Origin of the sequence: Microbispora sp. CA-102843 (genome assembly GCF_050936215.1) — a bacterium.
GTDB lineage: Bacteria > Actinomycetota > Actinomycetes > Streptosporangiales > Streptosporangiaceae > Microbispora.
On sequence record NZ_JBNJNF010000001.1, the window covers coordinates 4,196,298 to 4,216,563 of the forward strand.

The 20,266-nt window shown below is 73.2% G+C and carries 19 protein-coding genes; 9 read left to right on the top strand and 10 right to left on the bottom strand.

Going from position 1 to position 20,266, the window contains the following annotated elements:
* Positions 1 to 7: 7 nt before the first annotated feature.
* From ACQEVJ_RS19420 to ACQEVJ_RS19430, 3 genes are read right to left on the bottom strand one after another with little or no spacing between them, the layout of a single operon-like run.
* A complete protein-coding gene (locus tag ACQEVJ_RS19420) occupies positions 8 to 2,029 on the bottom strand; it encodes a S9 family peptidase (RefSeq protein WP_433102888.1) in 2,022 nt (673 codons plus the stop codon).
* Positions 2,029 to 3,810: an N-acetylglutaminylglutamine amidotransferase gene (locus tag ACQEVJ_RS19425; RefSeq protein WP_433102890.1), complete on the bottom strand. Its 1,782-nt coding sequence runs from the start codon at positions 3,808 to 3,810 to the stop codon at positions 2,029 to 2,031. The genes ACQEVJ_RS19420 and ACQEVJ_RS19425 overlap by 1 nt, the downstream gene beginning before the upstream one ends.
* 3 nt (positions 3,811 to 3,813) lie before the next feature.
* Entirely contained in the window at positions 3,814 to 4,950 is a 1,137-nt protein-coding gene (locus ACQEVJ_RS19430; protein ID WP_433102892.1) for a carboxylate-amine ligase, read from the bottom strand.
* A gap of 380 nt (positions 4,951 to 5,330) precedes the next feature.
* Here ACQEVJ_RS19430 and ACQEVJ_RS19435 point away from each other — a divergent pair, with 380 nt between their 5' ends.
* The 4 genes from ACQEVJ_RS19435 to ACQEVJ_RS19450 all read left to right on the top strand — a co-directional run bounded on the left by ACQEVJ_RS19435 (position 5,331) and on the right by ACQEVJ_RS19450 (position 8,800).
* Complete coding sequence (locus ACQEVJ_RS19435; RefSeq protein WP_433102894.1) at positions 5,331 to 6,713, top strand: cellulose binding domain-containing protein; 1,383 nt, start codon at positions 5,331 to 5,333, stop codon at positions 6,711 to 6,713.
* 226 nt (positions 6,714 to 6,939) lie between these two features.
* Complete coding sequence (locus ACQEVJ_RS19440; protein ID WP_433102896.1) at positions 6,940 to 7,797, top strand: universal stress protein; 858 nt, start codon at positions 6,940 to 6,942, stop codon at positions 7,795 to 7,797.
* Between the two features lie 131 nt (positions 7,798 to 7,928).
* On the top strand, positions 7,929 to 8,414 hold the full coding sequence (locus ACQEVJ_RS19445) for a DUF6194 family protein (RefSeq protein ID WP_433102898.1): 486 nt from the start codon (positions 7,929 to 7,931) through the stop codon (positions 8,412 to 8,414).
* Positions 8,415 to 8,491: 77 nt separating this feature from the next.
* A complete protein-coding gene (locus tag ACQEVJ_RS19450) occupies positions 8,492 to 8,800 on the top strand; it encodes a thiamine-binding protein (protein WP_079319572.1) in 309 nt (102 codons plus the stop codon).
* 85 nt (positions 8,801 to 8,885) lie between these two features.
* Here ACQEVJ_RS19450 and ACQEVJ_RS19455 read toward each other — a convergent pair whose 3' ends face one another.
* From ACQEVJ_RS19455 to ACQEVJ_RS19475, 5 genes are all read right to left on the bottom strand, one after another.
* On the bottom strand, positions 8,886 to 9,491 hold the full coding sequence (locus ACQEVJ_RS19455; protein ID WP_433102901.1) for a mycothiol-dependent nitroreductase Rv2466c family protein: 606 nt from the start codon (positions 9,489 to 9,491) through the stop codon (positions 8,886 to 8,888).
* 55 nt (positions 9,492 to 9,546) lie between these two features.
* Positions 9,547 to 10,230: an endonuclease V gene (locus ACQEVJ_RS19460; RefSeq protein WP_433102903.1), complete on the bottom strand. Its 684-nt coding sequence runs from the start codon at positions 10,228 to 10,230 to the stop codon at positions 9,547 to 9,549.
* Positions 10,231 to 10,514: 284 nt separating this feature from the next.
* Complete coding sequence (locus ACQEVJ_RS19465) at positions 10,515 to 11,420, bottom strand: D-isomer specific 2-hydroxyacid dehydrogenase family protein (RefSeq protein ID WP_433102905.1); 906 nt, start codon at positions 11,418 to 11,420, stop codon at positions 10,515 to 10,517.
* Between the two features lie 128 nt (positions 11,421 to 11,548).
* The gene (locus ACQEVJ_RS19470) at positions 11,549 to 12,700 is read right to left on the bottom strand and encodes a glutathione-independent formaldehyde dehydrogenase (protein ID WP_433102907.1); all 1,152 of its coding nucleotides are present in this window, start codon (positions 12,698 to 12,700) and stop codon (positions 11,549 to 11,551) included.
* A gap of 173 nt (positions 12,701 to 12,873) precedes the next feature.
* On the bottom strand, positions 12,874 to 13,980 hold the full coding sequence (locus tag ACQEVJ_RS19475; protein WP_433102909.1) for a sensor histidine kinase: 1,107 nt from the start codon (positions 13,978 to 13,980) through the stop codon (positions 12,874 to 12,876).
* Positions 13,981 to 14,120: 140 nt separating this feature from the next.
* On the opposite strand from ACQEVJ_RS19475, the gene ACQEVJ_RS19480 reads away from it, so the two are divergent.
* Genes ACQEVJ_RS19480 through ACQEVJ_RS19490 form a run of 3 tightly spaced genes read left to right on the top strand, consistent with a single transcriptional unit; the run spans position 14,121 to position 16,217 of the window.
* Complete coding sequence (locus ACQEVJ_RS19480; protein WP_433102912.1) at positions 14,121 to 14,750, top strand: TetR family transcriptional regulator; 630 nt, start codon at positions 14,121 to 14,123, stop codon at positions 14,748 to 14,750.
* A complete protein-coding gene (locus tag ACQEVJ_RS19485) occupies positions 14,747 to 14,947 on the top strand; it encodes a ferredoxin (RefSeq protein ID WP_433102914.1) in 201 nt (66 codons plus the stop codon). Before ACQEVJ_RS19480 ends, ACQEVJ_RS19485 begins: the two co-directional genes overlap by 4 nt.
* Before the next feature lies 1 nt (position 14,948).
* Entirely contained in the window at positions 14,949 to 16,217 is a 1,269-nt protein-coding gene (locus tag ACQEVJ_RS19490) for a cytochrome P450 (RefSeq protein WP_433102916.1), read from the top strand.
* Between the two features lie 49 nt (positions 16,218 to 16,266).
* Here the strand turns inward: ACQEVJ_RS19490 and ACQEVJ_RS19495 are convergent, their stop codons facing one another.
* Positions 16,267 to 17,601, bottom strand: a complete 1,335-nt coding sequence (locus tag ACQEVJ_RS19495) for a glycosyltransferase family 4 protein (protein WP_433102918.1) — start codon at positions 17,599 to 17,601, stop codon at positions 16,267 to 16,269.
* Between the two features lie 130 nt (positions 17,602 to 17,731).
* Between ACQEVJ_RS19495 and ACQEVJ_RS19500 the strand changes: the two genes are divergently transcribed.
* Together ACQEVJ_RS19500 and ACQEVJ_RS19505 are read left to right on the top strand one after the other, a co-directional pair.
* Positions 17,732 to 18,178, top strand: a complete 447-nt coding sequence (locus tag ACQEVJ_RS19500; protein ID WP_433102920.1) for a hypothetical protein — start codon at positions 17,732 to 17,734, stop codon at positions 18,176 to 18,178.
* Positions 18,179 to 18,445: 267 nt separating this feature from the next.
* On the top strand, positions 18,446 to 19,330 hold the full coding sequence (locus tag ACQEVJ_RS19505) for an AraC family transcriptional regulator (protein WP_433102922.1): 885 nt from the start codon (positions 18,446 to 18,448) through the stop codon (positions 19,328 to 19,330).
* Between the two features lie 15 nt (positions 19,331 to 19,345).
* On the opposite strand, the gene ACQEVJ_RS19510 is transcribed toward ACQEVJ_RS19505, so the two are convergent.
* Positions 19,346 to 20,221, bottom strand: a complete 876-nt coding sequence (locus tag ACQEVJ_RS19510) for an NAD(P)-dependent oxidoreductase (protein ID WP_433102924.1) — start codon at positions 20,219 to 20,221, stop codon at positions 19,346 to 19,348.
* Positions 20,222 to 20,266 lie beyond the last annotated feature (45 nt).

Below are 20,266 nucleotides of genomic sequence, written 5' to 3' on the forward strand. Positions count from 1 at the left end.
CCGGGAGTCACCCGGAGGACACGCCGGTCAGGCGCCGTCCGAGCCAATCGGTCACTCGTCTCACGAACCTGACCCGGTTGGCCCGCCGCCGGATCTCGTGCCCCTCGTCCTCGAACAGCAGCAGCTCGCAGGGCACGCCCCGGGCCCGGGCCGCGCGGACCACCTGCTCGGCCTCGTACACCGGGACGTTGGTGTCCCGCGCGCCGTGCACCACGAGCAGGGGGGCCGTCAGGCGGTCGAAGGCGTGCAGGGGCGACAGGGCGTGCAGCAGGTCGCGGTCGGCCTCCGGATGGCCGTACTCGCTCACGGCGGCCGCCGCGATCCACGGCTCCGTGCGCTCGTAGAAGGTGGCGAAGTCCGCCATCCCGCACACGTCCACTCCTGCGCGGAAGAGCCGTGGATACGTGACGAGCGCGGCCAGCGTGAGGTAGCCGCCGTACGACCAGCCCAGGCACGCGAGGCGGCCGGGGTCGGCGAGCCCGGCCCGCACCAGGTGGGCGGCGCAGTCGGCCACGTCGTCGATGGCGCGGAAGCGCAGCGCGTGGTTGTCGGCGTCGCGGAAGGCCCGGCCGAACCCGGCCGAGCCGCGTACGTTCGGCGCGAACACGCCGATGCCGGCGGCCACCAGGCACTGGTACAGCGGGGTGAACGCCGGCCGCTCCTGGTCCTCGGGCCCGCCGTGCAGGAAGACGGCGTACGGCGCCGGGCCCAGGACGCCGGGCGGCCGGTAGAGCCACCCGCTGAGCTCCAGCCCGTCGCGGGCCGGGACGCGCACGAGTTCGGCGTCCACGGCCCCGGCGAGCCGGCCGGTTCCGGCGACCGGCAGATATCGGCCCGCGTCCAGGTCGCACAGCACGACGTGCGACGGCTGGGCCGGCCCCTCGACGGCGAGCACGGCCACCCGGCCATCCGATGAGAGCCTGATCGAGGAGACCACCTCACCGGGCGGAGCGGGGAGCGCCCGTCGCACCCACCCGGGGCCGCCGCCGAACCCCGCACCGAACCCCGCACCGAATCCCGCCGCCGCGCCACCGGAACCCGTGGCGGCCCTTCCGGTGTCCGCGCCCCCGGCGTCGTCGGAACCGCCGCCGGTGCCGTCGCCCGCCTCCAGCACCTCCAGTTCCGAGCGTCCGGCCGCGTTCCACACCAGCACCAGGCGGCGGCCGTCCACGCTGAGCGCGAAGCGGTCCAGTTCGGCGTCCGGGCGCTCGGCCACCACGGCCGGCAGGACCTTCCGGCCCCCGTGGATCGGGACGTGGACCGGCACGGCGACCAGCGCGGCGCGGTCCCGGCCCGCGTCGGTCAGCAGATAGGCGGTTGCGCCGTCGGGGGAGAGCACGCCGTGCTCGGTCGAGCCGGGCAGGTCCGCGAGCAGCGGCAGCTCGGCGACGCCCCCGGACAGGCCCGAGTCACCCCCTGAAAGGTCCGTGCCGCCCGGGGAGAGGTCCTTGACATACATCCGCCGGACTCCGCGGGGGCCGCGCCGTAGCAGCACCCTCGCGTGCTCGCGGCTGACCGACTCCGGGTGCAGCAGCGGCCCTGCGGCGACCGTCTCCCGGCTGCCGGTGGCCGCGTCGATCAGCAGGGCCCGAGCCGGCCCGGCCGCCGATGCCTCGGCCACCAGGAGCAGGTCGCCCCGGCCGGTCCACTCGACGAACCACGCCGATCCGCCCTCGGGCGCGGCCAGCGGGCGCAGGTCGCCGCCGTCTGGGCGGACCGTCCAGACCTGCGTGTGCTCGCCGCCGCCCGGTGCCACGAGCACGGCCAGCCGGTCCCCGGCCGGCGACCAGCTCACGTCGGCGACCGGCTCTGGCCCGGTGTCGACGACCCGTGCCCGCCCGCCCGGCCCCACCGGCTGGACCCAGACCCGCGGGGTGCCGTCCCTGTCGCCGACGTACGCGACGGCGCGCCGGTCCGGCGCCGGAGTCGGCGTCCAGCAGCCCCAGGCGTCGAGGAACCCGGCGTGGAGGCACACGGCATCGAGGAACCCGGCGTCGGGGGACGCAGCGCCGAGGACGTGCTCCGCCATCAGATTCCCTGGGCCTGCAGCCACATCTCCAGCAGTCCGAGCTGCCACAGCATGTTGACCCCCGTCGTGGTGCGGTGGGCCTCCCGGTTCTCCAGCAACTCCTCGACGTACGCCTTGTCGAACAGGCCGCGGGAGCGCGCGGCGGGCGCGGTGAGCGCGTCGCGCACCAGGTCGAGGAACGGCCCGTCGATGTGCCGGATCGCGGGCACCGGGAAGTAGCCCTTCGGCCGGTCGACGACCTCGCGCGGCAGCAGCGCCCGGGAGGCCTCCTTCAGGATGCCCTTGCCGCCCCCGGCGAGCTTCAGCTCCGGCGGGCACGCCGCCGCCAGCTCGACCAGCTCATGGTCGAGGAACGGCGTGCGGGCCTCCAGGCCGTGGGCCATCGTCATGTTGTCCACCCGTTTGACCGGGTCGTCGGCGAGCATCAGCCGGGTCTCCAGGCGCACCCCGGCGTCGAGCGCGGTCTCGGCGCCCGGCCGGTCGAGGTGGCGGCGGACGACCTCGGCGCTCACGTCATCCTCGGCCAGGTGGTCCGGTGCGACGATGCCGGTCAGATCCTCGTGCGGCCGGTCGAAGAATTCCCGGGCGTACGTCGCGAACGCGTCCTCGCGTGGCACGGCGGCCATCGGGGGGAACCAGCGGTATCCGGCGAACACCTCGTCGGCGCCCTGCCCGGACTGCACGACTCTGACGTGCCTGGCCACCTCCCCCGACAGCAGGTGGAAGGCGACGCAGTCGTGGCTGACCATCGGCTCGCTCATGGCCCGCACCGCCTCGGGCAGGCCGGAAAGCAGGCGGGAGTCCTCGACGAGAATGCGGTGGTGGTCGGTGCCGAAGCGCTCGGCGACCAGGTCGGAGTAGTGGAACTCGTCTCCCGCGTCGCCGCCGGCCGGGGGGAATCCGATGCTGAACGTCGACAGGTCCCGCTGGCCCTCCTCGGCCAGCAGGGCCACGATGACGCTGGAGTCGAGCCCGCCCGACAGCAGCACGCCCACGGGCACGTCCGCGACCATGCGCCTGCGGACGGCGGTGCGCAGCCGGTCGAGCACGGCCTCGCGCCAGTCGTGCGCGTCCATCCCGGCGTATCGCGGCAGGCGGGTGAAGGGCGGGTCCCAGTAGACCGTGTCGCGGGAGGTCCCGTCGGCCTCGACCGTGCGTACGGTCGCCGGAGGCAGCTTGCGGACGCCGGTGAGGATGGTGCGCTCGCCCGGCACCAGCGAGTGGAAGGTCATGTAGTTGTGCAGCGCGACCGGGTCGATGTCGGTGCGCACCTCGCCCCCGGCCAGCAGCGCGGGCAGGGTGGAGGCGAAGCGCAGCCGCCGCCCGTCCCCGGACACGTACATCGGCTTGATGCCGAGCCGGTCGCGGGCGAGCGTCAGCCGTCCCGTCGCCCGTTCGAAGACGGCGAAGGCGAACATCCCCGCGAAGTGGCGCACGCAGTCCGTTCCCCAGAGATGGAACGCCTTGACCAGGACCTCGGTGTCGGAGTCGGAGAAGAAGCGGTATCCCTCGGCCCGCAGCTCCTCGCGCAGCTCACGGTAGTTGTAGAGGCAGCCGTTGAAGACCGCGGCCAGGCCGAGGGAGGGGTCCGCCATCGGCTGGGCCGCCTTGTCCGACAGATCGATGATCTTCAAACGCCGGTGGCCGAGAGCGACCGGGCCCTGCGACCACAGGCCCGACCCGTCCGGGCCGCGATCGTGCATCGCGTCGGTCATCCTGCCCACCGCGCCGATGTCGGCGCGCCGCCCGTCGAACCGGATCTCGCCGGTCAGTCCGCACATGTCCTACCTCCCGGCCGCCGCGAGTCGCCGGTCCCCGGATCTCGTCTCGGCCAGCAGGAGGTCCACCACATCGGTGAGGCGGCCGCCGCGCCGGAACGCCTCACGCTGACGCGCGGCCGATCCGCCGTCCGCCAGCGCCCGGTCCGCCAGCGAGGAGACGAGCGCCCAGTCGCCGGACTCCTCCAGCTGCGGCCGGAGCCCCTCCAGCATCCGGCGGACGACCGTACGGGCCGGCCTCGGCACGCCTTCGATGGGATCGACCAGCTCGTCCTCCAGTCCCGAGCGCGCCGCCCGCCAGGAGGCGGCCCGCACCAACTCCGTACGTACGGACTTCGCGGCCGCCGAAGGCGGCGCGTCGGCGAGGGCGTCCAGCTCCCGCCTGACGAGGGCGCGGAACAGCCCGGCGATCAGCACGATGTCGTCCACGCGCGGGCAGGCGTCGCAGATCCGCAGCTCGACGGTGGGCACGTGCGCCGACGGCCGGACGTCGAAGTAGAGCATGCCGGGGTCGCTGATGACCCCCGACCGCACCAGCTCGTCCACCATCGCGTCGTACTCCCGGGCCGACTCGAACCGCGCCGCCGGCCCGGCCGTCGGCCAGCGCTGCCACACCATCGACCGGAAGCTCGCGTAGCCGGTGTCGGTCCCCATCCAGTACGGCGAGCTGCAGCTCAGGGCCAGCAGCGGCGGCAGCCAGGGACCCAGCCGGTGGGTGACGGCCACCGCGAGGTCGCGGTCGCGCACCTCGGCGTGCACCTGGGTGCCGCAGATGAGCTGCTCACGGGCGAGCGCCTGGTAGTCGGCCAGCATCTGCTCGTAGCGCGGATCGGGGGAGATCTTCATCGTGTCGGCGTCGACCAGCGGGACCATCCCCGCGGCGACGATGCCCAGGCCGAGGCCGTCCGCCGCCGCGACCGCGTCGGCCCGCAGCCCGGCCAGCTCCCGGGAGAGGTCCTCCAGACGCGTGCACGGGCGGGTGTTGGCCTCCACGACCGAGCGTTGCAACTCCTGCGTGAACCCGTCGGGCGGCAATTGCTGGAGGAGCAGACCGGCGCGTGGGACGAGCTGCCGGGTTCCCAGGTCCACGACGTGGAACTCCTCTTCGACACCGACCGGCATGTCCCGTGCGAGGTCTGTCATATGGCCGCTCCCCAGGGCTGTTGCGTGCTTTCGTGCCCCCTGCCCCGAAAGTCGGCTTATGCACGTCTCTGGTTTGCCATGGTGATGAAAGTTACAGGCCCTCACCGGAGAATCGCCCAGCTCACCGTGATCGTCCGCGAGGGCGCCTTGACCGGGCCGCCGCCCCGCCGTCACGATCTCGGCGTTCCTCTAGTGCCCCTCCCGCCAATCTTTGCCCCGTCGCGTCGCCCAGAGCGGCACCTCGCTTCGTTGTCGTCGTCGCTCGTAGCTCCGCTACGAGCTCCTCCTCCGCCTTGCGATGCACCACTCTGGACACCGCTCCGTCCGGGCAAACCTTGGCGGTCGCGGCACTAGCACGACCGTGACCGCAGGGGAGCCCGATGACCGGCCGCGCAACCTCCGTCCGACGCCGCATCTGGGCGGCCGCCGCTGCCGCGGTGCTGCTCACCGCCTGGCCCGCCGCGACGCCGGCCGGCGCGGTCGCCGACCCGCCCGCGCCGGTGACCGGCAGCGCGACCTACTTCGACGGCCTCGGCTCGCCGTACGGCGGCTGCGGCATGCCGCAGTCGGAGCTGGACTCGCAGGACTTCGTCGCGCTCAACGTGTACGACACGCCCGGCGACTACTCCTTCTACCCCCGGCCGCTGACCGGCGCGAACGCGTCCAAGGCCGGGCTGTGGAACAACGGCCTCAACTGCGGCCGGTATGTGAAGGTGACCGTCTCCGACTACTGCACCGGCGTCAACGACGGTGCGCCCGGCCAGGCGTTCTGCCGCAACGGCTCGTGGGTCTCCGACGCCTACAACGGCGCGACGCTTACCATGCTCGTCGCCGACAGCTGCGGCGACGCCAACGGCTGGTGCCGCGACGACCGGTATCACCTGGACCTGTCGAAGCCGTCGCTCAACAGGTTCGCCAAGAACGGGACGCCGGTCGGGGACATGTACCCGAACCACTGGAACAACCGCCACATGACGTGGTCGTTCGTCCCGGCGCCCGGCTACAGCGGTGACATCAGGATCGGGTTCCTGAAGGGCGCGCAGGCGTGGTGGCCCGCCATCGCGGTCTCCCACCTGCCCAACGGCATCCACGGGGTGGAGTACTACGCCGACGGCGCCTGGAAGCAGGCCCAGATGAACTCCGACATGGGCCAGTCGTACATCATCGGCGGGCTCACGCAGGGCGCGACGCGGTTCCAGATCCGGGTGCGCGACGTGTCCGACGCACTGGTGAACGGCGGCCGGGTCTACAGCTTCGCCCTGCCCGCGTCCTGCGGATCGCAGTGCGGCGCGGACTACACGGAGGCGAGCTACACCACGACGACGCCCAGCGGGTCGCCGTCGCCGTCACCGTCCGCCTCCCCGTCCGTCTCGCCCTCCGCCTCGCCGTCGGCGTCTCCTTCCGTGTCCCCGTCCGTATCTCCCTCCGCGTCGCCCAGCCCCAGCCCGTCCCCGTCGGCGAACCCCGGGACCTGTCAGGTGACCTACCAGGTGGACAGCTCGTGGCAGGGCGGATTCACGGCGAACGTCACGGTCAAGAACACCGGCACCGCGGCCTGGCCGGACTGGACGGTCACCTGGGGCATGCCGTCCGGCGTGAGCCTCGTCAACGCCTGGAGCGCGACCGTGACCTCCAGCGGCACCCGCTGGACGGCCAAGGCGCCCTCGTGGGCAAGGAACCTCGCGCCCGGCGCGTCGGCGAGCTTCGGCTTCCAGGCGTCCGGCCCCTCCTCGCCGGGGGCGAGCGGGTTCACCTGCTCCTGATCCTCCGGTCTGTTCCCGACCTCCGGCCGGCTCGCGGCCTCAGCGGTACGCGAGCCGGCCGCTCCGTGTCCGCCCTGGGATCCGTGTCTGCCCTGGGATCCGTGTCCGCTCTGGGGATCCGGGCCCGCCCTGGGGAGGAGAAAGGTCCCGCGGGGCCGGGACCAGCGGCCCTGCCCCGGACGAGGCACAGGCGGTCGGATGGGGGGCAGGAGCAGAAGGAGGAGCCATGACCGAACCCGTCATCGTGGGCACCGACGGCTCGCGCGCCGCGGCCGCCGCGGTGGAGTGGGCCGCGGGCGACGCGGCGCGCAAGGGCCTGCCGCTGCGGATCGTCCACGCGGTGGACCGCCTGCCGTACGAGATCGCGCGCTATCCCATCCCGATCGAGGACCAGCTCGACCGGGCCGGCCGGCGGATCCTGGAGGAGGCCGAGCAGGCCGTGCGGGAGACCCACCCGGCCGTCCGCGTCGCCACCGTCATGATCGAGGGCGACCCGTCCCGGGCGCTGCGTCAGGAGGCCGGGAACGCCGCGGAGATCGTGATCGGCAGCAGGGGACACGGCGGGTTCGCCGGCATGCTGCTCGGATCGGTCAGCATGCACGTCGCCGGTCAGGTCGACGTCCCCGTCGTCGTGGTGCGTCCCGGGGTGTCGGCGGCCCACGGGCTGGTCGTCGTCGGCGTCGACGGCTCCGCCGAGGCCGGCGCCGCCCTGACCTACGCGTTCGAGGAGGCACGGCTGCGCGACTGCCGCCTGCTCGCCCTGTACGCCTGGCAGCTTCCGGCGCACCCCTTCGCACCCGAGATCACCTATGACGTCGGCGAGGTGCGCAAGGCCCAGGAGGACTACGTGGCGGGCGCGCTGCGTACCCACCGGGACCGGTATCCCGACGTCGCCGCCGAGATGCGGGCCGTCTGCGCGCACCCGGTCGCCGCGCTGGTCGAGGCCGGGGAGAAGGCCGACTTGCTCGTCGTGGGGTCGCGGGGGCGCGGCGCCGTCGGCGCGGCGGTGCTCGGCTCGGTGAGCCGGTCGGTCCTGCACCACGCGCACTGCCCCGTCGCGGTGGTGCGGCCTCCCCGCACCTGAGACCGAGCGCGCGGGTCTCACCCGCGAGTTGAGAGTAGGCGAAGGTTCAACAGCGGAACTCCCGGAAAAGTCTCATATAAGACTTGAATGACAAACTTGAAGGAGGAAATCCAGCGAGAAAAGGACCTCGTGTGACCGAGAACGACGTCATCGAATTCCTGACCGCCCTCCCGGGCGTCGTCGCCTTCACCGCCGCGGAGGATAACGGCGCCCCGCAGGCGGCGTGGGGAGACACCTTCTTCTACTACGACCCCGACGACGAGCCGGCCAACCGGAAGATGCCCTTCGCCACGATCGTGGTGAAGGATTACGAGGGGTTCGACACCGCCTCCGACCTGAACCGCTCCGGCGTCTTCCGGGTCAACATCGGGGTCGGCCGCGCCGTGTTCGAGGAACTGCTCGGATATCCGCCGGCCGCGCACGCCGACCACCAGGAGGCGCTGGACTACCGCGTGCCGGACCGGATCCTGCCGCACCCCGTCTACGCCGCCCAGTCCTGGATCTGCGTGCTCAACCCCGGCGACGCCACCGCCGCGCGGGTGCGTGCTCTCCTCACGGACGCGCACGCCCGTGCGGCCGCCCGCCACAGGACGGGTGAGCGGGCCACCCGCGCGTGACCCGCCGCCGCCTGCCAACGTGACCCCTGGCGGCGGGTGTTAGCGTGGCCGGGGGATGCGATCTTCGAGGAGGTCTCATGTCGGTTCTCGTCGCGTTCAGCGTCACGCCGATCGGCGCCGGTGAGGATGTCGGCGAGGCGGTGGCGGAGGCGGTGCGCGTGGTCCGCGCGTCCGGGCTGCCCAACCGCACCGACGCCATGTTCACCACCGTCGAGGGGGAGACATGGGACGAGGTGCTCGGCGTCGTCAAGGACGCGGTCGCCGCCGTGGAGGCCCGCTGCTCCCGCGTCAGCCTGGTGCTCAAGGCCGACGCCCGCGCCGGGCAGGGCAGGCTCGACGCCAAGGTCGCCTCCGTGGAACGCCACCTCGCCGAAGGCGCCTCCTGATCACGCCCGAGGCGCCTCCCGGTCACGCTGAGCACGAGCGCCGCGCCGCCACGGCTCCGCCGTCTGCCGGACGGTGCCCTCGCGGTCAGTCGAATCGCGGCTCCTCGTGGGGTGGACCCTTGAGCTCGTGGAATCCGGGCGTGCCGGCCACGAGGACGGCGCCGTCCCACAGCTGCCCGGCCTGCTCGCCGCGCGGCACGCGGGAGATCACCGGGCCGAAGAACGCGACCCGGCGGCCGTCCGCGTCCTCGGCGGCGATCACGGGAGTGCCGACGTGCCGCCCGACCAGCCCGATGCCCTCCTCGTGTGAGGCGCGCACCACCTCGTCGTACGCGCCGGACTCGGCGGCCTCCGCGAGGTCGGCGGGCAGGCCGGCGTCGGCGAGCGCGGCCGGGATCGCGTCCCACTCGGCCCGTTCGTGGAATCGCCGGCCCATGGCCGTGTAGAACGCGCCGAGCGCCCGCCTGCCGTACCGCTGCTCGACCGCGGCGCAGACGCGTACGGGCCGCCACAGGTATCCGCCCGGGTCGCCCTCCGGATCGTCCTCGCGGCCCTCGTTCAGCACCGACAGGCTCATCACGCGCCAGCGCACCTCGACCGGCCGCACCTTCTCCACCTCGGCCATCCATCGCGAGGTGACCCACGTGTACGGACACGACGGGTCGAACCAGAAATCCGCCACCTTTCGCATGGCCTCATCCTGGCCCGCGTCCGCGGTTCCCGGCGACGCATACGGCGGGCCGTCGTCAGAGGGCGGCGGCTCGGGCGGCCCTCAGCGCCGCGCGGGACAGGTGGTCGGCGGCCCGCGTCGTCTCGGGGAGCCGGTGACGCGGGGTCAGGGCGAGCACGTCGTGGCAGGCGGTCTCCAGGTCGACGCGGTGGCCGACGGAGACGAAGACCGGCTTGACCCCGTCCTGCGTGCGCAGCACCCGGCCGACCACCTGGCCGTCCAGGAGCAGGTCGCTCCACGAGCCGCGCTCACGGCCGGGCGGCTCGAAGGAGCCGACGAAGGCCGTCTTGCCGACGCCGATCGTGGGCAGGCCGGTGAGCACCCCGAGGTGGCAGGCGAGGCCGAACCGCCGTGGGTGCGCCAGGCCGTACCCGTCGCAGACGATCAGGTCGGGTGTGACGGTGAGCCGCTCCAGCGCCTCGACGAGGCTGGGCAGTTCGCGGAAGGCGAGCAGGCCGGGCACGTAGTCGAAGGCGGGCCGCCCCGGCACCGTCACCTGCTCGACCACGTCCAGGCTCGTCCCGTCGAGCACCACGACCGCGGCGGCCAGCAGGTCGTCGGCATAGGCCACGTCCACCCCCGCGACCAGGGCGGGGTCACGGGGACCGGGGCCGGTCAGGTCCAGCCGGGGCCGCAGGGCGTCCTGGATCGCCTCCGCCTCCTCGGCCGTGGCCGGAGCGGCGATGGAACAGACCTTCATGCGGAGACGATAGACGCCGCCGACGAGCGCGGCGGAGCGACCCCCGTCCAGCCCGCGGCGCGCCCGCCCGAGCCGCAAGGACCGCGTCACCCGGGTCGCTGTGGGCGGCGGGCTCGACCACGCGGTCGCCCTGGCCGGGAAAGCCATGATCAGCAGCTTTCAAGGGCGTGCCGGGAGCGGTGGCACACCTTCTGGTTGGCGGCCTCCCGTGCCCGATATTCGGCCTCCTCGGCGTCGATCTCCGCGGTGATCAACTCCGGCCTGTCCCGCCCGGTCGAAATACCTCAGTAGCCCCGCGCCGGATCGATGCGGCCCAGGAGCGGTTCCCCCCGCATATAGCGGGCGACGTTCTCGCGCACTCGTTCGGCGAGGCTCTCGGTGAGGCGGGCCTGCGGGTTGGCGCTGTGCGACGTGATCAGCACGTTCGGCTCGGCCCACAGGCCGTGCCCGTCCGGCAGCGGCTCGGGGTCGGTGACGTCGAGGGCGGCGCCGCCGATCTCGCCGGCGCGCAGCGCGGCGAGCAGGGCGTCGGTGTCGACGAGCTCACCCCGGGCCACGTTGACCAGCCACGCGTGCGGGCCCAGGGCGCGTAGTTCGTCCCGCCCGACCATCCGGTACGTCTCCGGGGTCGCCGGCGCGGCCAGGATGACGTGATCGGCCCGCGGCCAGACGGCGGGCAGGCTCTCGAACGGCACGGTCTCGGCCGCGCCCTCGACGGGCTCGCCCGAGCGGTTGACCGCGAGGACGTCCGCGCCGAGGGCGCGCAGCCCGGGGACGACCGCCCTGCCGATCCCGCCCGCGCCGACGACGGCCACCGTGCTTCCGCGCAGCGTGCCGGGCTGGTCCCGCCGCCACGTACGGCGCCGGGCGGCGGCGGGCAGCCGGTGCACCCCGGCCAGCAGCAGGGCGAGGGCGTGCTCGGCGACCTGCGGGGCGTAGGCCCCCGCAGCCGAGCACCACACGCGGGTGGAGTCGACGAGCCCCTCCCGCGTCCAGCGTTCGACGCCCGCGGCGGGCAGCTGGACCCAGCGCACGCTCGGCGTCAGGTACTCCCGCACGCCCTCCGGCCGCGAGTCCGTCCAGACCAGCGCCTCCGCCCGGCGGGGATCGCCGACGACCTCACCGCCGGCGGCGCGGATCGATTCGACGATCAGCGGCGGGTCCGCCGGGGCCACACAGACGGTGAGCACGCGCCTGTCCCTTCCTGGTCGCGCCGGGCGCCTCCGAGGCGCGGCTTTCCTCCCCAAGAGTATGGTCCGCCCGCCTCGGCCGATCATCGGCCCGGCTCGTCGCGATCAGGGTGGGGACGGCCGCGCGGTCAGCCGGCCTTGTTCGGGTGCAGGACCACCTTGGTCCAGCCCTCCTCCCGCGCGTCGAAGTGCGCGTACGCCTCGGGCGCGTCGTCGAGGTCCAGCTCGTGCGAGACGATCCAGGACGGCCGTGCGCCGCCCTCGTGGATGAGGGCGCACAGCTGGCGGTTGTAGTTCTTGACGTTGCACTGGCCGGTGCTCATCGTCTGGCCCTTGTACCAGAAGGTCCCGTAGTCGATGGCCACCTCTCCCCGCTTGTAGAGGGCGTTCCCGCCGCCGGGGTCGCGAGGGAGGAAGAGGCCGACGACGGCGATGTTCCCGGTGAACTTCACCGACTTGACCAGGTTGTTCAGCGTCATGTTGGGACGCTCCGTGCCCTCCGGGTCGTGCGCCTGGAAGCCCACGCATTCGCAGCCCCGGTCGGCGCCGATCCCCTGAGTGAGCTCCAGGACCTGCTCGACCGGGGAGGACCGGGAGTCGTCGATCGGGATCGCGCCGATCTCCTCGGCCTTGGCCAGCCGGTCCGGATGGTGGTCGATGACCATCACGCCGCTCGCGTTCCTGAGCAGGGCGGAGTAGGCGGCCATCAGCCCGACCGGGCCCGCGCCGTAGATCACGACGGTGTCGCCCGGCTGCACGCAGGCGAGCATGGTCGCGTGCCAGCCGGTGGGCCACACGTCGGCGAGCATGACGTAGTCGGACTGCCTCTCCCGCGCGTCCTCCGGCAGGACGAGGCAGTTGAAGTCCCCGTACGGCACGCGTAGCAACTCGGCCTGGCCGCCGTTGTAGGGGCCCATGTCGGCGTAGCCGTATGCTGCTCCGGCCAGACCCGGTACGGGGTTGGTGGTGAGGCAGAAGGCGGTCAGGCCCTTCTCGCAGTTGGCGCAGAAGCCGCACGAGATGTTGAACGGCAGGCACACCATGTCGCCGACCTTGACCTGGTCGACGGCGTCCCCGACCTCGACGACCTCGCCGAGGTTCTCGTGACCGAGGACCCGGCCCCGCGCGAAGCTGGTCCGGCCCTCGTACATGTGAAGGTCGGACCCGCAGATGTTGGACGTGGTGACGCGGACGAGCACGTCGGTGTGCCGTTCGATCCGGGCGTCCGGAACGGTGGTGACTTTGAGCTGTCGAGGGCCTTCGTAGACCACGGCTTTCATGGCTACTCTCAAACGCGATCGTTACGGCAGACGCGTGCGAAGGGGCGCGCCGCGCCCCGCTTTCCGCGACGGCGGCCCGGCGCCGATGCGTTCCGGGCCCGCGTGCCCGCGCTGTATCGGTGTGAGAGGGCGTACCCCTGCCGGATGGGGAGAAAACCGCCTCATTCGTGCGGCTACCGGAGGGGGAGCCGGGCGGAGAGCACGAAGCCGCCCTCGGGGGTCGGCCCGGAGAAGAACCGGCCCTGCGCGAGGCAGACGCGCTCCCGGATGCCGGCCAGGCCGTACCCGCCGCCGAGGGAGGGCGCGGCCCTGACCGTCTTCCCGCCGGGGCCGGCGCGGTCCGGCGTGTCGACCACGGAGACGGCCACCTGGTCGCCGCTGACCTCGCAGGTGACCTGCACGCGGGAGTCAGGCGCGTGCTTGCGCACGTTGCTGAGCCCCTCCTGCACCAGGCGGTAGCACGCGTGCGAGACCTGTCTCGGCAGCGCCCCCGGGGGCGCGTCGAGGTGAAGATCGACCTTGAGCCCGCTCGCCTGCGCCTCGCCGACCAGCCGGGTGATCGCCTCGGTGCCCTCGGCGAGGTCCCCGTCCTCGCGGCGGAGCACGGTGAGCAACTGCCGCAGTTCGCCGAGCGCCTGGACGCCCTTGTCCTCGATGGTCGCCGTCAGCTCCCGGATCTCGCCCGGTTCGGTGGTGTCACGGGCCATGCCCGCGTTGAGCACCATGGCGGTGACCGCGTGGGTGACGGTGTCGTGCATCTCTCTCGCGATCTTGCGGCGTTCCTCCGAGGCGGCGATCTCCTCGCGTTCGCGTACGCCGAGACGCAGATCCCGGATGAGCCGCCGGTAGGCGTACACCCAGGTGCCGACCACCGCGGGCAGATAGATGAGGGTCAGCGCGCGCACGATGTTGAGGTAGACCGAGTAGTCGAGGTGGGGGTTCGCGAAGTCGGCGGCGAAGTAGACGCCCGTCAGGGCCAGGGCGACGTACTGCCACCGGCGCACCCGGTGCTCGGCCGTCATGGAGAAGACGGCGAGGATCATGGGCACGACCTGCCCGGTGACGCAGGCGCAGGCCGCCGAGGAGACGATCGCGGGCCAGGGGGTGCGGCGCCGCACCAGCATGCACGCGGCAGTGATCGCTCCTATGGCGATCTCGAGCCACTCCGGTGCGTTGCCCCAGAGAGAGAAGCTGTAGCCGATGAGCGTGGTGGGGATGGTGAACGCGATGACGGCCGCGGCGAGCGCCGCGTCCACGAACCAGTCGCGATGCCGAACCATGCCCAATTTGTTCCACATGCTGCCAGTTTGCGGCTTTTACCCGGTGCTCGTCACATCGACCTACGTTCGGCGCCGCCATTGGGCGTGGCGGGGTGGGCGCGGTCTTGACGTAATCAAATGAACGACCATTTAATTCCGTCGTGGGCCGGATCGCGGGTGTCACCGCCGCCGAGACGCGAGAGCGGCTGCTGCGCGCGGCCGTCGACGTGTTCGCCCGGCGTGGGTACGACGGCACACGCGTGGCCGACATCGCCGCGGCGGCCGGGGTGAGCAACGGCGCCCTGTACGCGCACTTCGGCTCGAAGGCCGAGCTGATCGTGGCCGCGCTGCGCGCCCATGGGCCGCGGCTGCTGGCCGACCTGCTGGCCGCCGACCCCGACAGGCCGGTCGCGGACCTGCTCGTCGCCGTGGGCCGCCGGCTCCCGCGCCGTCCCGACGCCCGCGGCTCCCTGATCGTCGAAGCGCTGGTCGCGGCCCGCCGCGACGAGGACGTGGCCCGCCCGATGCACGACTACGTCGGCGAGCGGGCCGACTGGCTCGCCGGGCTCGTCCGCGCCGCCCAGCACCACGGCGAGATCGATCCGGCGCTCTCGCCCGGCGCCGTCGCCCATTTCTGCCTCCTGCTCGCGATGGGCAGCGCGCTCCTCACGCCGGACCTGCACGCGGTCGGCGACGAGGAGTGGAGCGCCCTGCTCACCCGCCTCGTCACCGCCATCGCCCCGACCGACCCCACTCCGCGGACGCCACCGAAAAAAGGGGAGCACCAGTGAAAGTGCAGATCGATCCCGAGCGCTGCCAGGGACACGGCCGCTGTTACGACCTGTCGCCCGGCCTGTTCACCGAGGACGACGAGGGCTACGGTCAGGTCGCCGGCGACGGCGTCGTGCCGCCGGGCGGCGAGCGCGCGGCGCGGGTCGCGGCCTCCAACTGCCCGGAGAAGGCCGTCGTCCTCGTAGAGGAGGCCTGACATGGCCTTAGACGACCGCTTCGTCCGCGACTTCCGCGAGCCGCAGGGAGAGCCCCTCGGCACGCGCAACGAGATCATCACCGGCCCGGTCTCCGACTGGACGACCGACTTCTCCCACCTGGAGCCCGAGTGGGCCGCCGATCCGTACCCCATCCAGGACGACCTGCGGGAGCGCTGCCCGGTCGCGCACACCGGGAGGTTTGGCGGCGGGTGGCTGCCGACGCGGTACGAGGACGTCGCGGCGGTCGCCTACGACACCGAGCGCTTCTCCTCCCGGGCGATCATCATGAGCAACTACCGGCCTCCCCGGGATCTCGCGCCGGTGGGAGCCGTGCCGCCGATCTCCTCCGACCCGCCGTTCCATCACGACGCGCGCAAGCTGCTGCTCCCGGCGTTCACCAAGAAGGAGGTGGCCAGGCGGGAGGAGGCGGCGCGGGCGTTCTGCCACTCGCTGATCGACGGGTTCGAGGGCGCGGAGGTCGTCGACGCCGCCCGTGACTACGCGCAGCACATCCCGATGCGGGTCATCGCCGACATGCTGGGCTTCCCGCCGGAGGACGGGCCCAGGTTCCGGGAGTTCGTCGAGCACGCGCTCGAAGGCGTCAACCTGCCGCCGGAGCAGCGGGTCGCGAACATGGGGGAGCTGTTCGACTACCTCCTGGAGCAGATCCGCGACCACGTCGCCAATCCGCGCGACGACCTCACCACCTACCTGATCGACGCGGAGCTGTACGGCCGCAAGCTCGACCCCTCGCACGTGGCCGGCACGATGGCCCTGCTGCTCATCGCCGGGATCGACACGACGTGGAGCGCGATCGGCGCCTCGCTGTGGCACCTGGCGAAGACCCCGGCCGACCGCGAGCGCCTGGTCGCCGAGCCGGAGCTGCTGCCGACCGCGATGGAGGAGTTCCTCCGGGCGTACGCGCCGGTCACGATGGCGCGGCTGGTCAAGGAGGACATGCACTGGCGCGGCGTCGACATGAAGGCCGACGACTGGGTCCTGCTGTCGTTCCCGGCCGCCAACCGCGACCCCGCGCAGTTCGACCGGGCCGACGAGGTGATCATCGACCGCGAGATCAACCGGCACGCGGCGTTCGGGCTCGGCATCCACCGCTGCGTCGGTTCCCACCTGGCCCGCATGGAGCTCCGGGTCGCCCTTGAGGTCTGGCTGGAGCGGGTCCCCGTGTTCGGCATCGCCGATCCCTCGGGGGTTACCTGGGCCCCCGGCCAGGTGCGGGGACCGCGCACGCTTCCGCTCCGCATCGGCTGACCACCGTAAGGCGTCGAAGGTCAAGTGGCGGGGTCCTGACCGCCGTCGATCACTTGACCGGCGCGGACCCGCGGCGGCGCACCCACGACGCCTTCTGATCGGTCCACGCCGCGCCGGCGTACGCCGCCAGGGTGCGCCGGGCGGTGCGCGCCCAGCTGTAGCGCTCCCGCACGTACGCGGCCCCCCGCTGGGCGAGACGGTCCGCCTCCTCGGGGTCGCCGAGGAGGCGCAGCAGGGCCCCGGCCAGCTCGCCGGGGTCGTCGCGTACGCAGCGGACGGCGCCGTCGCCGACGACCTCCGGCGAGTAGCCGGGCCCGACGACCACCGGGCGGGCGAGCGCCATCGCCTCGACGGCGACCAGGCCGAACGGCTCGTACACCGAAGGGAAGACGCAGACGTCGGCGGCCAGGAAGTGCGCGAACACCTCGGCGGGGGCGAGGAAGCGGTTTCCGGCGACCACGTGCCCGGAGGTCCGCGTCCGCTCGATCAGGCGGGCCACCACAGCGGCGTCGTCGGTCTGCGGCGCCTGGGCGCCGACGAGCACGAACCGCGTGTCACCGTGCTCGGCGACGACCGGCGGCACCGCCCGGATCAGCGTGTGGACCCCCTTGTGCGGCGACGGCCGCCCGGCGAACACGACGAGCCTGCCCTGTCCGTCGGGCAGGTAGCGCCGCCGCACCTCCGCGCGGACCCGGTCGCGCTCGTCGCCGGGCATTCCGGCCAGCCGCAGCAGGCCGGGCTCCTCGAAGCCGTGCGGCACGACGGCCATCCGGTCCGCCGGCCAGCCGCGGGCGGCGAGGTCGTCGCGCATGCGGACGCTCGGCACGAGGATCAGGCGCGCCCTCCTCGCCTGGGCGGTCTCCAGAAGGTCGAGGAGGACGGCGAACGCCGACCGGCGCGGCGCACCCGGATCACCCGTGCGGGCGTTCAGCTCGCGGGTGTGCACGTGGAACACCACCGGCAGTCGTCCCAGCACGCGGCACAGGATCCCGGCCACGCAGCCCATCCAGTCGTGCACGGCGACGACCGCCCCGGTCCGTCCCGCCTCGGCTCGCAGGACCCGTACGGCCGCCCGCACGTTGAACGCGAGCAGCCCGGCGACCCTGAGGAGCCGCCATACGCCCGGCGGGAGGATCGAGCCTTCGCGCGGGCCGTAACCGGGGGTGGGCAGGCGGTGCAGCGTGACGTCACCCCGGCGTTCCGTCCGGGGAGCCCGGCCCCGGCGGGCCGTGGCGCCGAAGACCACGACCGGCGTGCCGCCGTCGCGGAGGGCGTCCATGATCCGCTCGGCGTACCGGCCCAGCCCGCCGACGACGTCGGGCGGGACCTCCGAGCAGACGGCGTAGACGCGGACGCCGGGGGAGAGGTGATCGGCGGTGGGCACGGCGCGAACCTAGTCCCTCGCGCCGCGCGCGGCCAAGACCGTCGCGGGCAGCCCGGCCTGCGGCGGCAGTGGGATGCAAGACGGATCCAAGCGGCCTGCCGTAGTCACGAGGGGAAGGAGAGGAGAACCGATGTGTGCGATGGCCTGGGGAGCGGTGCTGGCCGGTGCGCTGGTGGCGGGCCTGCCCGCGACGGCGGCCGGCGCGGTCGCCGGCGCGGTCAAAGGGGCGGACGTCAGCCGGGGGACGATCACCTCGTCGCCCGCGCACACGGGGCGAGCCGAGGCCCGGGTGTGGACGACCGGTTTCGGGGAGCGGTACTTCCAGATCTACGGCAGGCTGTACGACAGCGACCCGCACCGGGGCCACTGCGCCTCCGTTCAGGCCGTGTTCCACTACCGCAAGGGCGACATGGAGCGGTCGCCGTCCCGGGGGTTGTGCTCGTCCTCGGGCGGCCGGTACGTGGGCTTCCTCTTCGAGTCGCGCGGCAGGATCACCCGGGTCGACCTTCGGGTCTGCGTCACCAAGGGACGTGAGGGCCCGGCGGCGCACTGCGCGACGAAGACGATCAGAGCGTGAGTCGCCGGGCCGGCGTCACGCGGCCACCCATGGCCGCCCCCGTAACGCGACGATCACCGCGACCAAGCCCAGCGTGGGCAGGCCGATGACGAACGCGGCTCAGCCACGCGCTCGCTCGTTGGAACGACCTCATGCAGGTGTGACAATCAAGCCCGTGGGTTTAGTCGCCCGGCGGTGACCACCTCGCCGTGCCGGGGTGCCCGCTCGGCCGTGGTCAGGGCGGCCGGTGGTCCTGACGGCGGCCGCGAACGCCGGTAGTCTCGGCGCGTGCGGCACGAGTCACCGGACGGCGGTGCGGGTCTGCGCCGGCATCTGCCGGACGGCGGGACCATGCCCGGCCACCGGCTGCGGTTCGGCTCCGGCGCGGCGGGCATCGAGCGGCTGGAGGCGTCGCTCGTCGGCGAGGGGTTCGCCACGCACCGCCATGACACGTACGCGATCGGGATGACGCTGCGGGGCGTGCAGACGTTCCGCTACCGCGGTGAGTCGCGGCACTGCCTGCCGGGGGAGTGGCACGTCCTGCACCCCGACGAGCCGCACGACGGCGTGGCGGGCACCGACGAGGGGTTCGGCTACCGGATCATCTACCTCGACCCCTACCTCGTCCAGGAGGCGCTGGGCGGGGCGCCCCTGCCGTTCGTCGCCGACCCGGTGATCGGGCGGCGCGAGGCCGACCCCGCGCTCGCCGCGTGGCTGCGGGACATCGACGAGCCGCTGGACGAGGTCGAACGGCTGACGCTCACGCTGCGGGTGGTCCGGACGCTCGTGCGGCACTCCGCCACGCGGAACCCCTCCGCAGGGAGCTCTCTGCGGCCGGGCGGGCGGGCTCCGCTGGCGCTGGAGGCGCTGGCCCGCGTGCGCGACCTGATCGCCGGCGACCCGACGGTGCGGCACACGCTCGCGGAGTTCGAGCAGGTCTCGGGCCTGGACCGGTGGACGGTCGCGCGCCAGTTCCGCGTCGCGTTCGGCACCAGCCCGACCCGCTTCCGCACGATGCGGCAACTCGACCTGGCCCGCCGGCTGCTGCGCGGCGGCGTGCCGCCGGCCGAGGCGGCCCAGCTCGCCGGCTTCGCCGACCAGGCGCACATGTCGCGCATGTTCAAACGGGCCTACGGCCTCACGCCCGCCCGGTGGACCGCGGCGCTCGCGTGACCCGCCGCGGCTCGGCTACAGCCCATGCGTCCTGGCCTCGATCGCGTGGACGACGGCGGCCATGTCCAGGTCGGCGTGGCCCAGCGCGAGGGTCTCGCCGAACAGGGCGTGGCAGACGTCCAGCAGCGGCGAGGCGATGCCGGCCCGCCGCGCCGCCTCGGCGATGAGCCGGTTGTTCTTCAGCACGTCGGCGATGGCGGCCTGGGCGGCGAAGTCGCGCCCGGCCAGCTTGACCGTCTTCACCCGCGACACGTCGCTCGCCATCTGGCCCGAGTTGAGCACGTCCACGAGCAGCCCGACATCGAGGCCCTGGCGCTCGCCGAAGTGCAGCGACTCCGCGAGACCGGTGACCGTGGTGATCAGGAAGATGTTGACCGCGAGCTTCATCAGCAGCCCCCTGGGCGCGGGCCCGCACACCACCGTCTTGGCGCACATCGGCTCGAGCAGCGGGCGGACCTCCTCCACGGCATCCGGACGGCCGGCCAGCATCGCCACCAGCCGCCCCTGCTCGGCGGGCACGCGGGAGCCGGAGATCGGCGCCTCGACGTAGCGGCCCCCGGCGGCGAGCACGTCGGCCTCCAGCCCGGCTGAGTAGACGGGGGAGGTCGTGCCCATGTGGACCACGACGCGGTCCGCGACGTCGCGGGCGAAGGCGGGGGTGCCGCGCTCCAGCACCGCGTCGATCGCGGCCTCGTCGGCCAGCATGAGGATTACCACCCGCGCCCACCGGAACACCTCGGCCGCGCCGCCTGCCACCCGCGCGCCCGCGGCGCGCAGCGGCTCGCTCCTGGAGGCCGTACGGTTCCACACCACGAGGGGGGTCCCCGCGCGGACCAGGTTGAGCGCCATGGGCTGCCCCATGATCCCGAGACCGACGAAGCCCACGTCCATCCGTTCGCCTCCCCGCGCACGTCCCCGCGCCGCTGTGGCGGCACG